17 protein-coding genes are annotated in these 15,243 nt (G+C 58.9%); 8 read left to right on the forward strand and 9 right to left on the reverse strand.

Annotated features, from left to right (window positions below):
- Nucleotides 1–11 precede the first annotated feature (11 nt).
- The 3 genes from BN1139_RS17405 to BN1139_RS17415 form a co-directional block, all read right to left on the reverse strand.
- On the reverse strand, nt 12–692 hold the full coding sequence (locus BN1139_RS17405; RefSeq protein ID WP_005354808.1) for an SDR family oxidoreductase: 681 nt from the start codon (nt 690–692) through the stop codon (nt 12–14).
- A 31-nt stretch (nt 693–723) separates the two neighbouring features.
- Nucleotides 724–1,356: a TIGR04219 family outer membrane beta-barrel protein gene (locus BN1139_RS17410; RefSeq protein ID WP_005354809.1), complete on the reverse strand. Its 633-nt coding sequence runs from the start codon at nt 1,354–1,356 to the stop codon at nt 724–726.
- Nucleotides 1,357–1,451: 95 nt separating this feature from the next.
- Entirely contained in the window at nt 1,452–1,901 is a 450-nt protein-coding gene (locus tag BN1139_RS17415) for a copper chaperone PCu(A)C (protein WP_005354810.1), read from the reverse strand.
- Nucleotides 1,902–1,991: 90 nt separating this feature from the next.
- Between BN1139_RS17415 and BN1139_RS17420 the strand changes: the two genes are divergently transcribed.
- Entirely contained in the window at nt 1,992–2,741 is a 750-nt protein-coding gene (locus BN1139_RS17420) for an enoyl-CoA hydratase-related protein (RefSeq protein WP_005354812.1), read from the forward strand.
- 17 nt (nt 2,742–2,758) lie between these two features.
- Here the strand turns inward: BN1139_RS17420 and BN1139_RS17425 are convergent, their stop codons facing one another.
- Nucleotides 2,759–3,187, reverse strand: coding sequence for a DUF2753 family protein (locus BN1139_RS17425; RefSeq protein ID WP_005335785.1), 429 nt, complete (start codon nt 3,185–3,187; stop codon nt 2,759–2,761).
- Nucleotides 3,188–3,473: 286 nt separating this feature from the next.
- On the opposite strand from BN1139_RS17425, the gene BN1139_RS17430 reads away from it, so the two are divergent.
- Entirely contained in the window at nt 3,474–4,133 is a 660-nt protein-coding gene (locus BN1139_RS17430) for a CatB-related O-acetyltransferase (RefSeq protein WP_013723465.1), read from the forward strand.
- Nucleotides 4,134–4,234: 101 nt separating this feature from the next.
- Here the strand turns inward: BN1139_RS17430 and BN1139_RS17435 are convergent, their stop codons facing one another.
- A complete protein-coding gene (locus BN1139_RS17435) occupies nt 4,235–4,942 on the reverse strand; it encodes a ParB-like protein (protein WP_013723464.1) in 708 nt (235 codons plus the stop codon).
- A 184-nt stretch (nt 4,943–5,126) separates the two neighbouring features.
- Between BN1139_RS17435 and BN1139_RS17440 the strand changes: the two genes are divergently transcribed.
- From BN1139_RS17440 to BN1139_RS17450, 3 genes are all read left to right on the forward strand, one after another.
- Nucleotides 5,127–6,731, forward strand: coding sequence for a peptide ABC transporter substrate-binding protein (locus BN1139_RS17440; protein ID WP_013723463.1), 1,605 nt, complete (start codon nt 5,127–5,129; stop codon nt 6,729–6,731).
- Between the two features lie 118 nt (nt 6,732–6,849).
- Nucleotides 6,850–7,149 (forward strand): hypothetical protein, encoded by a 300-nt coding sequence (locus BN1139_RS17445; protein ID WP_013723462.1) that lies wholly within the window; start codon nt 6,850–6,852, stop codon nt 7,147–7,149.
- 137 nt (nt 7,150–7,286) lie between these two features.
- Entirely contained in the window at nt 7,287–8,846 is a 1,560-nt protein-coding gene (locus tag BN1139_RS17450; RefSeq protein WP_013723461.1) for a methyl-accepting chemotaxis protein, read from the forward strand.
- Nucleotides 8,847–8,915: 69 nt separating this feature from the next.
- On the opposite strand, the gene dusA is transcribed toward BN1139_RS17450, so the two are convergent.
- Nucleotides 8,916–9,902 (reverse strand): tRNA dihydrouridine(20/20a) synthase DusA, encoded by a 987-nt coding sequence (dusA, locus tag BN1139_RS17455; protein ID WP_013723460.1) that lies wholly within the window; start codon nt 9,900–9,902, stop codon nt 8,916–8,918.
- A gap of 137 nt (nt 9,903–10,039) precedes the next feature.
- Between dusA and zur the strand changes: the two genes are divergently transcribed.
- Genes zur through BN1139_RS17470 form a run of 3 tightly spaced genes read left to right on the forward strand, consistent with a single transcriptional unit; the run spans nt 10,040 to nt 11,184 of the window.
- Nucleotides 10,040–10,498: a zinc uptake transcriptional repressor Zur gene (gene zur / locus BN1139_RS21145; RefSeq protein ID WP_005335805.1), complete on the forward strand. Its 459-nt coding sequence runs from the start codon at nt 10,040–10,042 to the stop codon at nt 10,496–10,498.
- Nucleotides 10,488–10,949: a chemotaxis protein CheX gene (locus tag BN1139_RS17465; protein WP_005335807.1), complete on the forward strand. Its 462-nt coding sequence runs from the start codon at nt 10,488–10,490 to the stop codon at nt 10,947–10,949. The genes zur and BN1139_RS17465 overlap by 11 nt, the downstream gene beginning before the upstream one ends.
- 4 nt (nt 10,950–10,953) lie before the next feature.
- Complete coding sequence (locus BN1139_RS17470) at nt 10,954–11,184, forward strand: hypothetical protein (RefSeq protein ID WP_005354828.1); 231 nt, start codon at nt 10,954–10,956, stop codon at nt 11,182–11,184.
- 73 nt (nt 11,185–11,257) lie between these two features.
- Here the strand turns inward: BN1139_RS17470 and brnQ (BN1139_RS17475) are convergent, their stop codons facing one another.
- The 3 genes from brnQ (BN1139_RS17475) to BN1139_RS17485 all read right to left on the reverse strand — a co-directional run bounded on the left by brnQ (BN1139_RS17475) (nt 11,258) and on the right by BN1139_RS17485 (nt 15,191).
- Nucleotides 11,258–12,535: a branched-chain amino acid transport system II carrier protein gene (brnQ, locus tag BN1139_RS17475; protein WP_005354829.1), complete on the reverse strand. Its 1,278-nt coding sequence runs from the start codon at nt 12,533–12,535 to the stop codon at nt 11,258–11,260.
- 449 nt (nt 12,536–12,984) lie between these two features.
- Nucleotides 12,985–14,289, reverse strand: coding sequence for a branched-chain amino acid transport system II carrier protein (gene brnQ, locus BN1139_RS17480; protein WP_041202820.1), 1,305 nt, complete (start codon nt 14,287–14,289; stop codon nt 12,985–12,987).
- Between the two features lie 191 nt (nt 14,290–14,480).
- Nucleotides 14,481–15,191, reverse strand: coding sequence for a tRNA1(Val) (adenine(37)-N6)-methyltransferase (locus BN1139_RS17485; RefSeq protein ID WP_005354831.1), 711 nt, complete (start codon nt 15,189–15,191; stop codon nt 14,481–14,483).
- Nucleotides 15,192–15,243 lie beyond the last annotated feature (52 nt).

Genomic DNA, 15,243 nt, shown 5'->3' on the forward strand with positions numbered 1-15,243 from the left:
CGGGCTTCGCCTCAGGGATTGCGACCGATAAAGAGGTCGGTCACGTGGCAGCTGCTTCTGGCTTCCAGCGCGTCGAGCATATAGGCCGCCGCATCTTCTGGTGTCATGAAGCTACTCGGGTCCACGTGATCCGAGTTGTCCCAGAATTCGCTGCGGATCCCGCTCGGATAGAGATTGACCAGCCGCAACGGCGAGCCTTTCAGCTCGGCGCGCAAGGATTCGAGAAAGCCGCGCATCCCCCATTTGGAGGCGCAGTAGAGGCTCTCGTTGGCCTTGCCCACCTGCGCAGCGGAGGAGAGCACATTGGCCAGCACTCCACCTTTCTCCCCGATAAGCCGCACCGTCTGCTGGGCCACCAGAATGGTGGAGATGAGATTGCTCTCCACCACCCGGCGGATCTGCTCGGCGGTGTAGACACCGACCGGGCCAAACTCGCCCACCCCGGCGCAGTGGATCACCATGTCGGGCTGCCCGCCCCACTCCACCGCAGCGGCGAAGGCAACGTCGACCTCTTCATGGTGCGCCAGATCGGCGGCGATGCCGATTACCGCGCTGCCGAGCAGTTGCTCCTGCTCCTGCAGTCGCTGATAACGGCGCCCCATCATGGAGACCTTATGGCCCCGCTCAACCAGACCTATGGTCAGCGCCCGGCCAAGACCGGAACCGGCACCTGTCACTATGATGTGGCCCATTATCGCTCCTCGTCGTCAGCTGACGATCAGATTAGAAGGTGAATTCGCCGCCCATGAACCAGCCATCGACAGACTGATCGATATTGGCGAAGTCGACTTTGGCTTCACGCCAGCCGGCACGCAGCTTGATCGGCATGGAGGAGAACTTGTAGGAACCACCCAGACGGTAGTCATAGTTGTCCGCATCGTGAGTGCGCAGATCGCCGAAGAAGGCGATGCCGGTGCCCGGGATCTTCACTTCGCTGCCGGCATAGGCCATCAAGGTATCTTCGTCATAACCCTTGCGACCGAAGTAGACCTGCTCGCCATCGTAGTGACGACCGGTCATACCCAGATCGATCTTGAACAGATCGTTGTTGAACAGACGGTAGTAGAGGCTCAGATCGTAGGCAGTCAGATCGTTCTTGAAGTTACCGCCAGAGGTGCTGAAATCGGAGACTTCAAACTTGGCGTTCGGCAGGAAGATGATGCCGTGTTCCAGTTGCAGATAGCCGTTCCAGTTGTAGCTGTCGTCATAGCTGCCATCAGCACTGGTGCCATAAGCCTGACCACTGCCCTTGGCGGCCCATACGTCGGCACCGGCGGCAAAACGCCAGTCGTCAGCGGCCATGGCACTCTGGCTGCACAGAGCCAGCACAAAACCGGCAATCAGCGTCTTTTTCATTACGTCACTTCCTCTTGCATACATGGAAAAGAGCACTATTTTACTCGGTGCAGCCAAAATACCCAGCGTCAATCCTGAACAAACGACGACAAATGTCAGTGCTTCATATGCTTCATCTCTGCCATCGGCTCAATCGGCTTCACCGGCAGTGACAGATCCAGCTGCTGACCATCATCCATGGTGAGGGTGAGCGGGAAAGGAGTCTGCTCGGAGAGCGTGCCCACCTCGAACAGCATGATGTGCAGGCTGCCCGGTTTCAGCACCGCCTCGCCCTTGGCCGGGATCTCGATATTCTCGACCTGGCGCATCTTCATCACGCCATTTTCGTGCAGATGAGTGTGCAGCTCGGCACGCCCCGCCGCAGCAGAAGCCGCCGCCACCAGCTTGACCGGCTGGTCGGCGTCATTCTTGAGCACCATAAAGGCGGCGGTGTTGGGGGAACCCGGCGGCAGCAGCCGCACATAACCGTCGACTGCCTCGACCTTGGCCAGTGCAGGCGCCGTCATACCCAGAACCAGCAGAGAATAAAACGCACGTTTAAACATGGTTGAAATCCTTTTATGATGTTGTTAAACGGCGCCAAGGTTACCCCAGCAGCAACCTTTTTTGCACCTTTCAATAACAAGGATTTAGACATGGCCCCCATTCTCATTGCCGAGCAGCAGGATGGCTTGCTCACCCTGACCCTCAACCGCCCCGACAAGCGCAACGCTCTCAATACCGAGTTGTATCAACAACTGGTGGCAGCGCTGCGAGAGGCGGCAGCCGATGAGGAGGTGCATGTCCTGCTGTTGCAGGGGCAGCAGGATTGCTTTACCGCGGGCAATGATCTGGCCGACTTTATGGGCAAGAGCGCGCTGGAGCCCGACGACCCCATACTGCAGTTCCTCCACACTCTGGCCGATTTCCCCAAACCCGTGATCGCCGCTGTTGCAGGCCCGGCTGTGGGGATTGGCACCACCATTCTGCTGCACTGCGATCTGGTCTATCTGGGGGATAACGCCCGCTTGCTGCTTCCTTTCGTCGAGTTGGGGCTGGTGCCGGAGTTCGCCTCCAGCCTGCTGCTGCCGCGTCTGGTGGGGCACCTCAAGGCGGCCGAGCTGTTGCTGCTGGCCGAGGCGATGGATGCCGAGGAGGCGCTACGCCTCGGGCTCGCCAACAAGGTGGTGGCGGCCGATGGATTGCTCTCCTTTGCCCGCGAGCAGGGGCTGAAGCTGGCGGCCAAACCGCCCAGAGCGCTACAAAAGAGCAAGGCGCTGCTGAAACAGGAGCTTAAACAGGCGGTGCACTTTGTCATCGATCTGGAGGCGCGCGCCTTCGCACAGGCACTGCAAGGGGAAGAGGCGCAGCAGCGCATCGCCCAGAAACTCAAACGGCGGGGCTGAGCCGCGCCCACATCCGTTCAGTTGAGGCGAAAACGGCCGATCAGCTCGCAGCCCTGCACCTTGTCCTGCAGCTGGATCAGCCGGGCAATTTCCGGATTGGGGTGGCGCTTGAGAAAGGCGAGCAGGGCGCCGCGACAGCAACCCAGCTCGCTGATCAGTGCCTCGCACTCCCTGTTGGGGCACTGCGGCACCAGCGCAGTCACCAGCTCGGAGGCAAGTTTCAGGTAGCGCAGCTCGTAAGTCGGCTCATCCATCGCCCGCCAGAAGTCGGCCAGCCGGTGGCAGGTGGCGACTCGCATGGTGGCCAGTTCGGTCAACTCGACCTGGGTCATCTCGTAAACATCCCCCAGCGCCTGCTGATAAAAGCAGATCGCAGCCCCCAGCGAACCTGCCTGCCAGGCACGCTCCGCCTCCAGCATGTATCGTTGCCAACTTTGCGGTGTCATCTCGCTCTCCCGAGTCCGTCATGGTGGGAGTGTTATCATGGCTAATTGAGAATAAATATCAACCAGAGGGTTAGTGCAGGATCTCTGCGCAACCTTGGCAAACCCGGCGCCCGACCTTATGATCGTGCCCTTCCCCCCCTTCTTTGGAGCACACCACAATGCGACCACGCCTCCCGCAGATGCTGGGCTGCTCCCTGCTCTGCGTGCCCCGCATGCTGGTCTGGATCCATTAGCTGCGCTCAAGCGAACGCAACCCATCCGATCCATTCAGCAAAGGAGTACCAGCATGAACCCCTGCCAACACTGGTCGCAGGTCGAATACCTGCACCTGACGGTGACCAACCCCAATATCTCCCTCAAAGGACAGCACAGCTACTACTCGGGTGCCTGGGATGGCCCCTTCGAAGAGGTGGCAGTGCGCTACCTCCATGGCGATCCCTTCAGCCGCAGCCCGGACACCGGCTGGGAGCCGCTCTGGCATATCGACCGGCTCCATATCGGCGACTATGTGCAGATTGCCGCTGGGGTAAAGATCATCATGGGGGGCAACCACACCCACAACACGGCCTTCATCAGCACCTATCCGTTCGCCGATCTGGCGGCGCTCAAGCGCAGCTACCGCCCCGCTGGCGATACCCGCATCGGCAACGATGTCTGGATCGGCATGGAGGCGATGATCATGCCCGGCGTCACCATCGGCGACGGCGCCATCATCGCCGCCCGCTCGCTGGTCAATCAGGATGTGCCGCCCTATGCCATGGTGGCGGGCACCCCGGCCAGGGTGGTGCGAATGCGCTTTGGCGAGGAGGAGATTGCCCGGCTACAGGCCCTCGCTTGGTGGGATTGGCGGGATCAACAGGTCAACGATCTGCTACCGCTGATCCAGCAAGGTGACGTCGCCCTGCTTGAACAGGCTGCTGCCCGCTGGGCGGAGCGCCATGAGTGATCACCACTAGCCAGCAGTAACAAGCTGACAGCAGAAGGGCGACCCCGGGGTCGCCCTCTTTTATCTCCGGCATACTCTGGATGCCGTCATCGCACATCCACTCACTGCGCGCTTTTGGACTGGTTGAGGCTGCACTGCTTGCCGGGATAACCGGGTAGATCCTTGGCATCGCTGCCGCAGGCGAGCCGTTTGGCCTGTTGCAGGCGGGCCGCCAGATTGGCGCTGTCCACCGGCATCCACTGCATCTGCTTGCCGAGCCAACTAGCCCAGGCAAACTCGACGAAATAGACCTGTTTATCCTTGCGAAAGTAGCCCGCATTCTGCAGCAGTCCGGCAAGGGTGCGATAGGGGTAATCAGGCAGCTTGTCGATACGGGTCGGCAACTGCTCCGGGGTCAGTGGTTGCCCCTTCTCATCCTTGAGCCAGGCCCAATGGTTGTTCTGCATCTGGCTCCAGAAGTTGGCCTTGTCCTGCAGGCGGCCAATCACCTTGACCCGGGCATCCTTGACGCCCTGCTGCCACAACGCCTTGGTAAGATGGTGTCTGTCCACCAGCCAGTAGCTGCCATCCGGCGCAATCACTACAGGAATCTCTTTCTTTTTCATCAACTTGTCGAGCTGCTTTGCGCTCATGCCAGCCAATGTGGCCTGGGTCTCATCGACCTGGATCTGGCCGACGCCCCCCTGAGTCGGGTGCAAGGCATCGATGCCGATCTCGCACCAGTTGCCCACCGCCGTGTCGCTCTGGCACGGGGCCAACGCCCAGGCACTCTGGCTCAACACACAGGCCAGCAATAACCATGCTTTCATCGTTTGACACTCCTCACCACATTGAACTGCGCAGACGCCGGGAACGCTCTTCTACCCCGATTGGGAGTGAGAGTCGAATGCTGGCGGTCAGACCAGCAAACGGGATATCATGATTTCCCATCTGTCGGCGATATTTTCTCGCCGAGTTTTCTCCCCGCTTCACACTATTTGAAGGATCCGACCCATGAAAGGATGGACCCCCTTGCTGGCCCTGCTGGGCTGTGCTGCTGTCCAGGCTGCCGATATTCCCGCCGGAACACAACTCGCCGCCGAGCAGATTGTCGTTCGCCACCTCAAGGATGAACCTGCAAGCCTGAGCCCACTCAAGCTGGTCGGCCTGCCGGAGTTGCAGGTACTGCGGGATCTGTTCGAGGGGCTGCTGACCCAGGGGCCGGATGGCAAACCGGTTGCCGGGGTGGCGGCCAGCTGGGAGAACAAGGGAAACCAGTTCTTTACCTTCCATCTGCGCCCGGATGCTCGCTGGTCCAACGGCGATCCGGTCAAGGCTGGCGACTTCGTCTACGGCTGGCGCAAGCTGGTCGACCCGAAAGAGGCGGCCACCTTCGCCTGGTTTGCCCAACTGGCCCGTTTCGACAAGGTGGACGAGATAGTCGCTGGCAAATTGCCTGTCAGCGAGCTGGGGGTCAAGGCCCTCGATGACCACACCCTGCAGGTGACCCTCTCCCAACCGGTGCCCTACTTCCTGAACCTGCTGAGCCACCCCAGCCTGTCGCCGCTCCATCAGGCCAGCATCGAACAGTACGGCAACCAGTGGACCCAACCCGGCAAACTGGTGGGCAACGGTGCCTTTGTGCTGAACAACCGGGTGGTCAACGAGAAGCTGGAGCTGACCCCCAACCCTTATTACTGGGATCGGGCCCATACCGTATTGACCAAGGTGATCTTCATGCCGATCAATCAGGAGAGCGCGGCCACCAACCGTTATCTGGCGGGAGATCTGCATATCACAGAATCCTTCCCCAAAGAGCAGTACGACAAACTGAAGCAGCAGATCCCGAATGAGGTCTACACCCCGGATCAGCTCGGCACCTACTACTACGCCTTCAATACCAAACAGGCACCACTGAACGATGTGCGGGTGCGCAAGGCGCTCTCCTACACCATCGACCGCGCCCTGATCGCCGACAAGGTGCTCGGCACCGGCGAGAAACCGGCTTATCACTTCACTCCGGATGTGACCGCCAGCTTTACCCCGGCCGCTAACCTGCTCTCCACCAGCAGCCAGCCGGCGCTGGACAGCAAGGCCAAGGCCCTGCTCAAGGATGCCGGTTACGGCCCGGACAAACCACTCAAGCTGACCCTGCTCTACAACACCGCGGAAATTCACAAGAAGATGGCACTGGCGATTGCCAGCATGTGGAAGCAGAAGCTGGGCGCCGAGGTCGAGCTGACCAATCAGGAGTGGAAAACCTATCTCGACAGCCGCCAGAGCGGTCAGTTCGAGGTGATCCGCTCCTCCTGGGTTGCGGACTACAACGACCCGTCAGCGTTCCTCGGCCTGTGGGGCTCCCGTCACAGCGGCAATATGGCAGGCTTTGCCAATGCCCGTTATGACCAGCTGCTGGCAGAGGCTGCCAGCACCCAGGATGCCGCCAGCCGTAGCAAGCTATTTGGCGAGGCGGAGGCGATCCTGCTGGATCAAGCCCCCATCGCCCCCATCTACCAGTACACCAATGCCCGACTCATCAAGCCATGGCTCAAGGGCTACCCCATCAACAACCCGGAAGATGTGGCCTACAGCCGCCAGCTGTACCTCGTCAAACACTGACACCAGCCACAACGATGCGAGGCCCCGCAGGGCCTCGCTATTGACACTGTTCACACCACGATTTCCAGCCTAAAATGCCGCCCCTTCTGTTCAATTAATCTTCAATACCCAGTCAGACATGCGTTATTTGATACTGCTCTCGTTGTTGTGGACCCTGCCTGCTCAGGCCAACAGCGAATCCCAATGCCAGCAAGAGTTTGTCGGCTGGATGCTGCACCAGCAACAACAGTTCAGCGATCGCAAGTCTGACAAGATGGAACGGCGCCGGGCCGAGCGGGCCATCGAGTTGGCTCGTCAGGAGTACGACAAGCAGGCCAGCTTCTGCAAAACCATGCAGCTTGTACATGAGTACAAAGATGATGATCCTCGCCTCGCCCCAAGAAAGGGTGAAGTTCACGATTTCACACCGGCCAGCTGACCCTCACTTCATCAATTCATTGTGTTGATTAATTGACCCAAGCCAAGTTCGGGTCACTGAAGAGCCTTAGAATGATTAACTGAGAACGACAATAAAAAATATATTTATCAGTTATTTGGCTTTTTCAGGAACGACACATGACCAAACTCCATCAGGAGGGGGAGATACACTTCCCCGACAACATCGCACTCATCTCGACCACGGATCCCGCCAGTCATATTACCTATGCCAACCAGCATTTCTGTGATGTGGCCGGGTATGGTGCTGCCGAAATGGAAGGGGTGCCCCACAATCTGGTGCGACACCCCGACATGCCCAAGGTGGCCTTCGCCGACATGTGGCAGCGGCTGCGACAGGGCAAAAGCTGGATGGGGCTGGTCAAGAACCGCGCCAAAAGCGGTCAGTTCTATTGGGTAAACGCTTACGTCACCCCGATCCTCAATGCGCAGAAGGAGATCGTCGAGTTCCAGTCGGTGCGCACCAAACCCGCCGCCAGCGATGTGGCCTGGGCCGAGCAGCTCTATGGCCTGCTGCGCAGCGGCAAAGCGCTTCCCTGGCTGAGCCGGTGTCACATTGAACCGGGTCAGCTGACCCTCTGGCTCTCCGCTTCTGCCTTGTTCACCACCCTTGCTACCTTTGCTACCGGCAACCTGTTATGGCTGCTGCCCACCGCCTTGTTGCTGTTGGCACAGGCAACCCACGGCTGGCGATTGCAGCAACGGCTGGCTCATCTGCTCACCCTTGCCGATCAAGACAAGGGAACCCGCCTCTGTCAGGTGCTCTACACCCGACGGCGCGACACTCTGGCGGCCGTCGAACTGGCCCTGCGGATGAAGCAGGCCGAGCTCAAGGCCGTGGTCGGGCGCAGCGCCGACACCAACCAGCAGATCCTGCAGGCAGCCGAAGATGACCGGGGCAATATCCAGACCATTGATACTCATCTGCAGCAGCAGCGCGCCCACAGCGAGCAGCTGGCGACCGCCATCACCGAGCTGAGCCACTCCATTCGCGATGTGGCCCACAGTGCCCATGAGGCTAGCAATCTGGTTATAGAGGTGCAGCAGGTCTCCGACGAGGGGCTGCAAGCATTGGCGACCACCCGCTCCGCCGTCAATCAACTCCATCAGGAGCTGGATGCCAACCATGCCGTGCTGGCCCAGCTCACCAGCGACAGCCAGAAGATCAGCGGCATTCTGGAGGTGATCAGCCAAATCGCCGACCAGACCAACCTGCTCGCCCTCAATGCGGCCATCGAGGCCGCCCGGGCGGGCGAACAGGGGCGCGGTTTTGCCGTGGTGGCGGATGAAGTGAGGGCGCTGGCCCAGAAGACCCGAGCCTCGACCAGCGAGATCCACGAGATGATCCAGGCGCTACAACAGACTACACGACAGCTGTCGGACGGGATGACGCAAGGGGCGCAGACCTCGGTGCGCTGCCAGCAGCACTCGGGCATCACCGCCGACGTGCTCACCCAGATCAACCGGATGCTGGGGCAGGTAACCCGCACCAGCGACGAGATCGCCCAGGCGGTAAGTCAGCAGGCCGACGTCACGGCGACGCTCGATGAAGGGGTACACCAGATCCACCAACTTGCCAGCCACACCGCCGACAACAGCAGGCTGGCCCTCGATGGCATCACCCTGCTGGTAGAGCGGCTGCAGGATCTCTCGCGGCTGATCAACCAGTTCAGATATTGAAGCGACAGTAATAAAAAAAGCGCGTCAACTGACGCGCTTTTTGGCTGCTCTTGCCTTGGCACAACTGGCTTATTCGGCCGTCTCGCTGGCGGTAAACTCCGGCACCTTGGCCATGGCATCCAGCACCACCTGAATATCCGCCCCCGGCTTGCAGGCGTTCTCACTCAGGTGACGGCGCCAGGCGCGGGCCCCCTGCATATTCTGGAACAATCCCAGCATGTGGCGGGTCATGTGGGAGAGGTAGTTGCCCTTGGCCAGCTCCTGCTCGATATAGGGCAGCATCATCCGCACCACCTCGTGGCGGCTCGGCACAGCGTTGTTCTGGCCGAACACCAGGTTGTCCACCTGCGCCAGAATGTAGGGGTTCTGATAGGCTTCACGCCCCATCATGACGCCATCAACATGTTGTAGATGCTCGAGGGTCTGCTCCATGGAGGTAACACCGCCGTTGAGGGCGATAGTGAGCTCCGGGTAATCCTGCTTGACCCGATAGACGCGAGGATAATCGAGGGGCGGGATCTCGCGGTTCTCCTTGGGGCTCAGGCCACTCAGCCACGCCTTGCGGGCATGGACGATGAAGGTATCGCAACCGGCATCGCGCACCTGTTCGATAAAGGCCTGCAGAAATTCGTAGGAGTCCTGATCGTCGATACCGATACGGGTCTTCACCGTCACCGGAATATCGACCACATCGCGCATCGCCTTGACGCAGTCCGCCACCAGCGCCGGTTCACCCATCAGGCAGGCACCAAAACGGCCGTTTTGCACCCGATCGGAGGGGCAGCCGACGTTGATGTTCACCTCGTCATAGCCGCGCTCCTCGGCCAGCTTGGCACAGCGCGCCAGATCGGCCGGATTGCTGCCACCCAGTTGCAGGGAGATGGGGTGCTCCTGCTCGCTGTAACCCAGATAATCACCCTTGCCGTGGATGATGGCGCCGGTGGTCACCATTTCGGTATAGAGCAAGGTCTGGCGGCTCATCAGTCGATGAAAGTAACGGCAATGCCGATCAGTCCAGTCCAGCATGGGGGCGATGGAAAAACGCTGCGCCTGCATAAAAATCATCCGGGTTGGCTAAAGAAAGGGGCGGATTTTATCACAACGTGAAGCAGCCCCAGAAAATGAATTTTGTCGCCGCGCCATGCGAGGCCCTGTGATAGTATCCGGCTAATAGAAAGGGTATCTGCGCGATCATGAATCAAGACCAACTTTTACAACGAGCCGAGCGACTCTGTATACAGCGAGGGATCCGCTTCACCCCGACCCGGCGTCAGGTATTTCGCCTGCTGGCGGCACACGGCAACGCCATCAGCGCCTATGATTTGTTGGCCCAGCTGCAACAAACCGAAGCCAATGCCAAGCCGCCAACCGTCTATCGGGCACTCGATTTTTTGCTCGAACAGGGCTTTGCTCACAAGGTGGAATCTCTCAACGCGTTTATCTTCTGCTGCCACTTCGATCACGCTCACCCGATGCAGTTGTTGATCTGCGACGAGTGCGGGGATGTGGTCGAGCTTCACGATACGGCGATCGATAGCGCGTTTTCCGAGCAGGCCCACTTGCATGGTTTTACTATTACCAATAAGACGATAGAGGCACATGGCCAATGTGCCCGTTGTACGCCCACTGTAGGAAGTCATCATGAAGGCTGATTTTGTAAATCCGTTCCTGCTATCCCTGCTCAATGTGCTCTCGACCATGGCACAGCTGGAACTCAAACCGGGCAAACCGAAACGCAAGATGGATGAGCTGGCGCGCGGTGACGTCTCCGGCCTGATCGGCATGGTCGGCCCGCAGACCCGTGGCTCCCTCTCCATCAGCTTCGAGAAGGGGTTGGCGCTGGAGATCATGCGCCGCATGCTGGGGGAAGCTCCCGCCAACATCAACGAAGAGGTGACCGACATGGTCGGTGAAATCACCAACATGGTGACCGGTGGTGCAAAGCGGATGCTGGGCGAGAAGGGCTACGAGTTTGACATGGCGACCCCCATCATCGTCTCCGGCCCCAACCACACCATTACCCACCGTGCCGATGGCACCAAGATCATGATGCCGTTCGAATCAGATTTCGGTCGCGCCACTATCGAAATTTGCTTCGAGTAACCCTATGTGGAAAGCATTGAAATGGATTTTCATCTGCTGGGCCCTGCTGTTGATCCTGTCGGACATTCAGATCAGCACCTCCCTCTACAAGTACGAAGATAACCGGGTGCTAATCAACTTCCCGCGCTGGGAAGCCAAGCAGCCCTGGGGCACCTTCGAGTGGCATGCCGGACGGGTAGAAACCCACTGGTATGGTCTGGAGGGCAAACCCAAGCCGAAAGGCCCGCCAATCTGATCCGGTAACGGATCCGGCAGAAACAGAAGAGGCCAGCAGATGCAGGCCTCTTTGCTATCTCGTTGTTTCTGAATCAAGCCGCTTCGGCAGCCAACTTCCCGCTTAGTCGCACCAGGATGCCGACGATGCAGGCCAACAGAGTCGGCAGCAGCCAGGCAAGCCCCTTGTCGAACAGCGGCAGGAAGGCAAAACCATCCATCGCCATCCCGGCAGCCCCCAGCCCATCGAGGCAACCAAACAGAAAGGCGACCGTCAGCACGCCGCGAAACGCCAGCCGTGGCTGGGCAAACCATCCCTTGAGGAAGGTAACCAGCACCAGCGCGATGGCAACCGGATAGATGGCTACCAGCACCGGGATGGAGAGGCCAATCAGCTCGCTCAGCCCCACATTGGCCACCACTGCACAGAGCGCCCCCAGCAGGATCACCCAGTTGCGATAGGCCCAGCCTGTCAGGCCATGGAAGTAGTCGGCACCGGCACAAAGCAGGCCGACAGCACTGGTAAAACAGGCCAGGGTGATGATGGCAGCCAGAATAAACTGACCCGGTTGGCCAAACAGGCTCAGGACGTAGGCATTGACGATGGCGCCGCCATTACTGATATCGCTTGCGACCCCACCGGCGCTGTTGCCCAGCTGAAAGAGCGAGACATACACCGCCGACAGCCCGACCGCCGAGATCAAGCCTGCGATGGTCAGATATTTGAACTGGCTGCGATAATCCTCGATCCCCTTCTGGCGCAGCAACCCGATGATCAGGGCGCCAAACATCAGGGAGGCAAGGGTGTCCATGGTGTTGTACCCCTCCAGCATTCCTTTGGTCAGGGCTGCATCTATGTACTCACCGCTGGCATCAGGCATGGTGCCCTGCGGCGTCATAAAGACCCCGACCGCCAGAATAAGCAGCATCGCCATCAGGGCTGGGGTCAGATACTTGCCGACCGCATCGAGCAGCTTGCCCCGATCGAGCGCCACCAGGATAACCAGCGCAAAGAAACTCAGGGTGTAGATCAGCAGTCCCGCATGACCGGCATCGCCAAGCCAGGGCTTTAGCCCCATCTCGTAGGCGACCAGACCGGTGCGGGGAATGGCAAAGGCGGGCCCCATGATGATATAGATGGCGATGGCCAGCGCCGTCGCCGCCCCGGCGGGCAGATAGCGGGTCATTCCGGTCCAGCCACTCGCGCCGCCCCCCGAGCTCCCCTTGGCCACCGCAATCAGGGTGATCAGCGGCAAACCCACTGCCGTCAGCAAAAAGCCGCACATGGCGGCCAGCAGATGCTCACCGGCCATAAAACCGGCCAGCGGCGGAAAAATGATATTGCCTGCCCCCAGATAGAAGGCAAACGTCATAAACCCCAATCCGAATACGTCGGACAACTTCAATGATTTCGTCAAACTCAACCTCATCTGCCTTATCAGCTTGTTATTGATTGCACCCACTGCCTGGCAGATAACCGGTAACAACACCTCTCGCCCCCACACGGCCCGCAGACCGGATGAGGCGCACCACCTTTAGCATAAAGAAGAGGAGTTCGATCTCAATCACCAATTAATATCTTGAAACAATTTACTGCTGCGGAATTAATCGCCGAACAACTCGGCGCTCCATAAAGAGGTGTCACACGTGGCGTATGGGAGGCAAGAAGAGGGGAACGGGTTATAGCGGCAAGATACGGCTGCTCAGATGCTATCTGCATACGGTAACAATTACGGCCGCAAAGCGAGGTGAGAAGCGAGGCTTATAGAAAACAAAAGAGCCTGCACGGGGCAGGCTCTTGGCAATATCACATCGGGTGTGATCAGGCCGCTTCGGCAGCCATCTCGGTCGGACGCACCATCACGCCAACTACGCAGGCCAGCAGGGTTGGCATCAGCCAGGCGAGGCCCTTGTCGAACAGCGGCAGGAAGGCAAACGCATCCATCTTCATACCGGCAGCACCCAGACCATCCAGGCACCCGAACAGGAAGGCAACCATCAACACGCCACGGAACACCAGACGGGGACGGCCGAAATAACCCTTCAGGAAGGTGACCAGTACCAGCGCCACGGCAACGGGATAGATGGCAACCAGCACCGGAATGGAGAGGCTGATCAGCTGGCTCAGACCCACGTTGGCCACCACGGCACAGATAACGCCCAGCAACACCACCAGCTTCTTGTAAGCCATGCCGGTCAGATTGTGGAAGAAATCGGAACAAGCGGAGATCAGACCAACTGCAGTGGTGAAGCAAGCCAGAGTGATGATGGCCGCCAGAATGAACTGACCCGGCTGACCAAACAGGCTAAGTACGTAAGCGTTGACGATGGCGCCACCATTGCTGACATCGGTCGCCACACCGGCTGCAGTGTTACCCAGCTGGAACAGGGAGACGTACACCACGCTCAGACCAACGGCAGAGATAAGGCCGGCAATGGCCAGATACTTGAACTGGCTCTTGTAATCGTTGATGCCTTTCTGGCGCAGCAGATCGACGATCAGAGCGCCAAACATCAGGGACGCCAGGGTGTCCATGGTGTTGTAGCCTTCCAGGATCCCTTTCACGAAGGGGCTGTTCTGATAGTCACCGGACGCATCAGGCATGGTGCCTTGCGGCGCAACAAATACCCCGATCGCCAGAGTCAGCAGCAGCAGCATCAGTACCGGAGTCAGGTATTTGCCGATGGCGTCCATCAGCTTGCCCTGGTTCATGGAGACCAGAATGGCCACACCAAAGAAGATCACGGTATAGGCAGCCAGACCCGCCTGCCCCATGTCACCGATGAACGGCTTGAGGCCCATTTCATAGGCAACCAGACCGGTACGGGGCGCAGCAAAGGCCGGGCCTATGATGATATAGATGGCAACGGCCAGCGCAGTCGCGACACCGGCAGGCAGCAGTTTGGTCATGCCAGCCCAACCGTTACCGGCTTTCGCCACGGCCAGAATGGTCACCAGAGGCAGCCCCACGGCAGTGACCAGGAAGCCAAACATCGCCAGGGAGAGGTGCTCACCAGCCATGTAACCGGCCAACGGCGGGAAAATGATGTTACCGGCGCCCAAGTAGAAGGCGAAGGTCATAAACCCTAATCCGAGTACATCGGACAATGTGAGTGATTTCGTCAAGTTCAACCTCGTCTGTCTTGTAAATTATTGCTTGTTATAGTTTTTATCGGTCGCTGACCGGGTGTGTTCAGGGGGTATAAAAAAAGAGCCCCGCATGTTTTTTCATCGCAACCAGTGGTTTTAGCTGGTCTGGAGCGGGCGCTCGATCTGGAACCAGCATAATGGCGTGAAAAAATAGTTCAAGACGAAATTTACATCTTCAAATAGAAGGGGTTGGTCAGTTGGATATATCTGTCGGAATAGGCCCCATTAGCAGAATGGATCACAATTTCACCCCTCTCACACCTGTTTAATCCTCTGCCAAGTAGCAATAAAACACGATTTGCCTCTTTACCCTCTCTGGTGATAACAGCTGTATAACAAATGCCATGCAGATCATAATTCGCCGAAATGCATAAAATTTCATCGGCCATCGCCGTCGGCAGCACCAGCGCCACCTGCCCGTTCGGGCTCAGCAAACGATCGCAGGCCGCCAGTAATGCGTGGCTGTCGAGGGCGCCGGTATGGCGGGCCAACGCCCGCGCCGGATCGCTAAATGACTGGCCTGCCACGAAATAGGGAGGGTTGGAGACGACAAGATCATAAGGGTCGGCCTGATAATCCTGAATAGCGCTCTCTATGACGGTCACCCGATCGGCCCAGGGAGAAGCAGCCGCATTCTCCCGCGCCTGACTGGCCGCATTAATATCCAGCTCGACCGCATCAAGACGGCAGTCAGATCTGCTGCGCTGGGCCAGCATCAGGGCGATCAGGCCGCTGCCGGTGCCGATATCGAGCACTCGACGCGCCTGTTCGACCGGCGCCCAGGCACCGAGCAAAATGCCATCAGTGCCCACCTTCATGGCGCAGCGATCGTGATTGATATGGAACTGTTTGAAGGTAAATCCGCGACTACGCCCCATCTGGCCCCCGTCATCTGCAAAAATGGTGGGCGATTATAGCGGCTAAGACACA

Origin of the sequence: Aeromonas veronii bv. veronii (genome assembly GCF_000820225.1) — a bacterium.
GTDB lineage: Bacteria > Pseudomonadota > Gammaproteobacteria > Enterobacterales > Aeromonadaceae > Aeromonas > Aeromonas veronii.

What these genes read in the sequence shown, in the direction of transcription:
- BN1139_RS17405 (WP_005354808.1), bottom strand. Translation starts at nt 692, where the DNA reads ATGGGCCACATCATAGTGACAGGTGCCGGTTCCGGTCTTGGCCGGGCG.
- BN1139_RS17425 (WP_005335785.1), bottom strand. Translation starts at nt 3,187, where the DNA reads ATGACACCGCAAAGTTGGCAACGATACATGCTGGAGGCGGAGCGTGCC.
- BN1139_RS17435 (WP_013723464.1), bottom strand. Translation starts at nt 4,942, where the DNA reads ATGAAAGCATGGTTATTGCTGGCCTGTGTGTTGAGCCAGAGTGCCTGG.
- BN1139_RS17485 (WP_005354831.1), bottom strand. Translation starts at nt 15,191, where the DNA reads ATGGGGCGTAGTCGCGGATTTACCTTCAAACAGTTCCATATCAATCAC.
- BN1139_RS17470 (WP_005354828.1), top strand. Translation starts at nt 10,954, where the DNA reads ATGTGGAAAGCATTGAAATGGATTTTCATCTGCTGGGCCCTGCTGTTG.
- BN1139_RS17465 (WP_005335807.1), top strand. Translation starts at nt 10,488, where the DNA reads ATGAAGGCTGATTTTGTAAATCCGTTCCTGCTATCCCTGCTCAATGTG.
- brnQ (WP_005354829.1), bottom strand. Translation starts at nt 12,535, where the DNA reads ATGACGTTTGCCTTCTATCTGGGGGCAGGCAATATCATTTTTCCGCCG.
- BN1139_RS17430 (WP_013723465.1), top strand. Translation starts at nt 3,474, where the DNA reads ATGAACCCCTGCCAACACTGGTCGCAGGTCGAATACCTGCACCTGACG.
- BN1139_RS17445 (WP_013723462.1), top strand. Translation starts at nt 6,850, where the DNA reads ATGCGTTATTTGATACTGCTCTCGTTGTTGTGGACCCTGCCTGCTCAG.
- BN1139_RS17440 (WP_013723463.1), top strand. Translation starts at nt 5,127, where the DNA reads ATGAAAGGATGGACCCCCTTGCTGGCCCTGCTGGGCTGTGCTGCTGTC.
- BN1139_RS17420 (WP_005354812.1), top strand. Translation starts at nt 1,992, where the DNA reads ATGGCCCCCATTCTCATTGCCGAGCAGCAGGATGGCTTGCTCACCCTG.
- dusA (WP_013723460.1), bottom strand. Translation starts at nt 9,902, where the DNA reads ATGCAGGCGCAGCGTTTTTCCATCGCCCCCATGCTGGACTGGACTGAT.
- BN1139_RS17450 (WP_013723461.1), top strand. Translation starts at nt 7,287, where the DNA reads ATGACCAAACTCCATCAGGAGGGGGAGATACACTTCCCCGACAACATC.
- BN1139_RS17415 (WP_005354810.1), bottom strand. Translation starts at nt 1,901, where the DNA reads ATGTTTAAACGTGCGTTTTATTCTCTGCTGGTTCTGGGTATGACGGCG.
- zur (WP_005335805.1), top strand. Translation starts at nt 10,040, where the DNA reads ATGAATCAAGACCAACTTTTACAACGAGCCGAGCGACTCTGTATACAG.
- BN1139_RS17410 (WP_005354809.1), bottom strand. Translation starts at nt 1,356, where the DNA reads ATGAAAAAGACGCTGATTGCCGGTTTTGTGCTGGCTCTGTGCAGCCAG.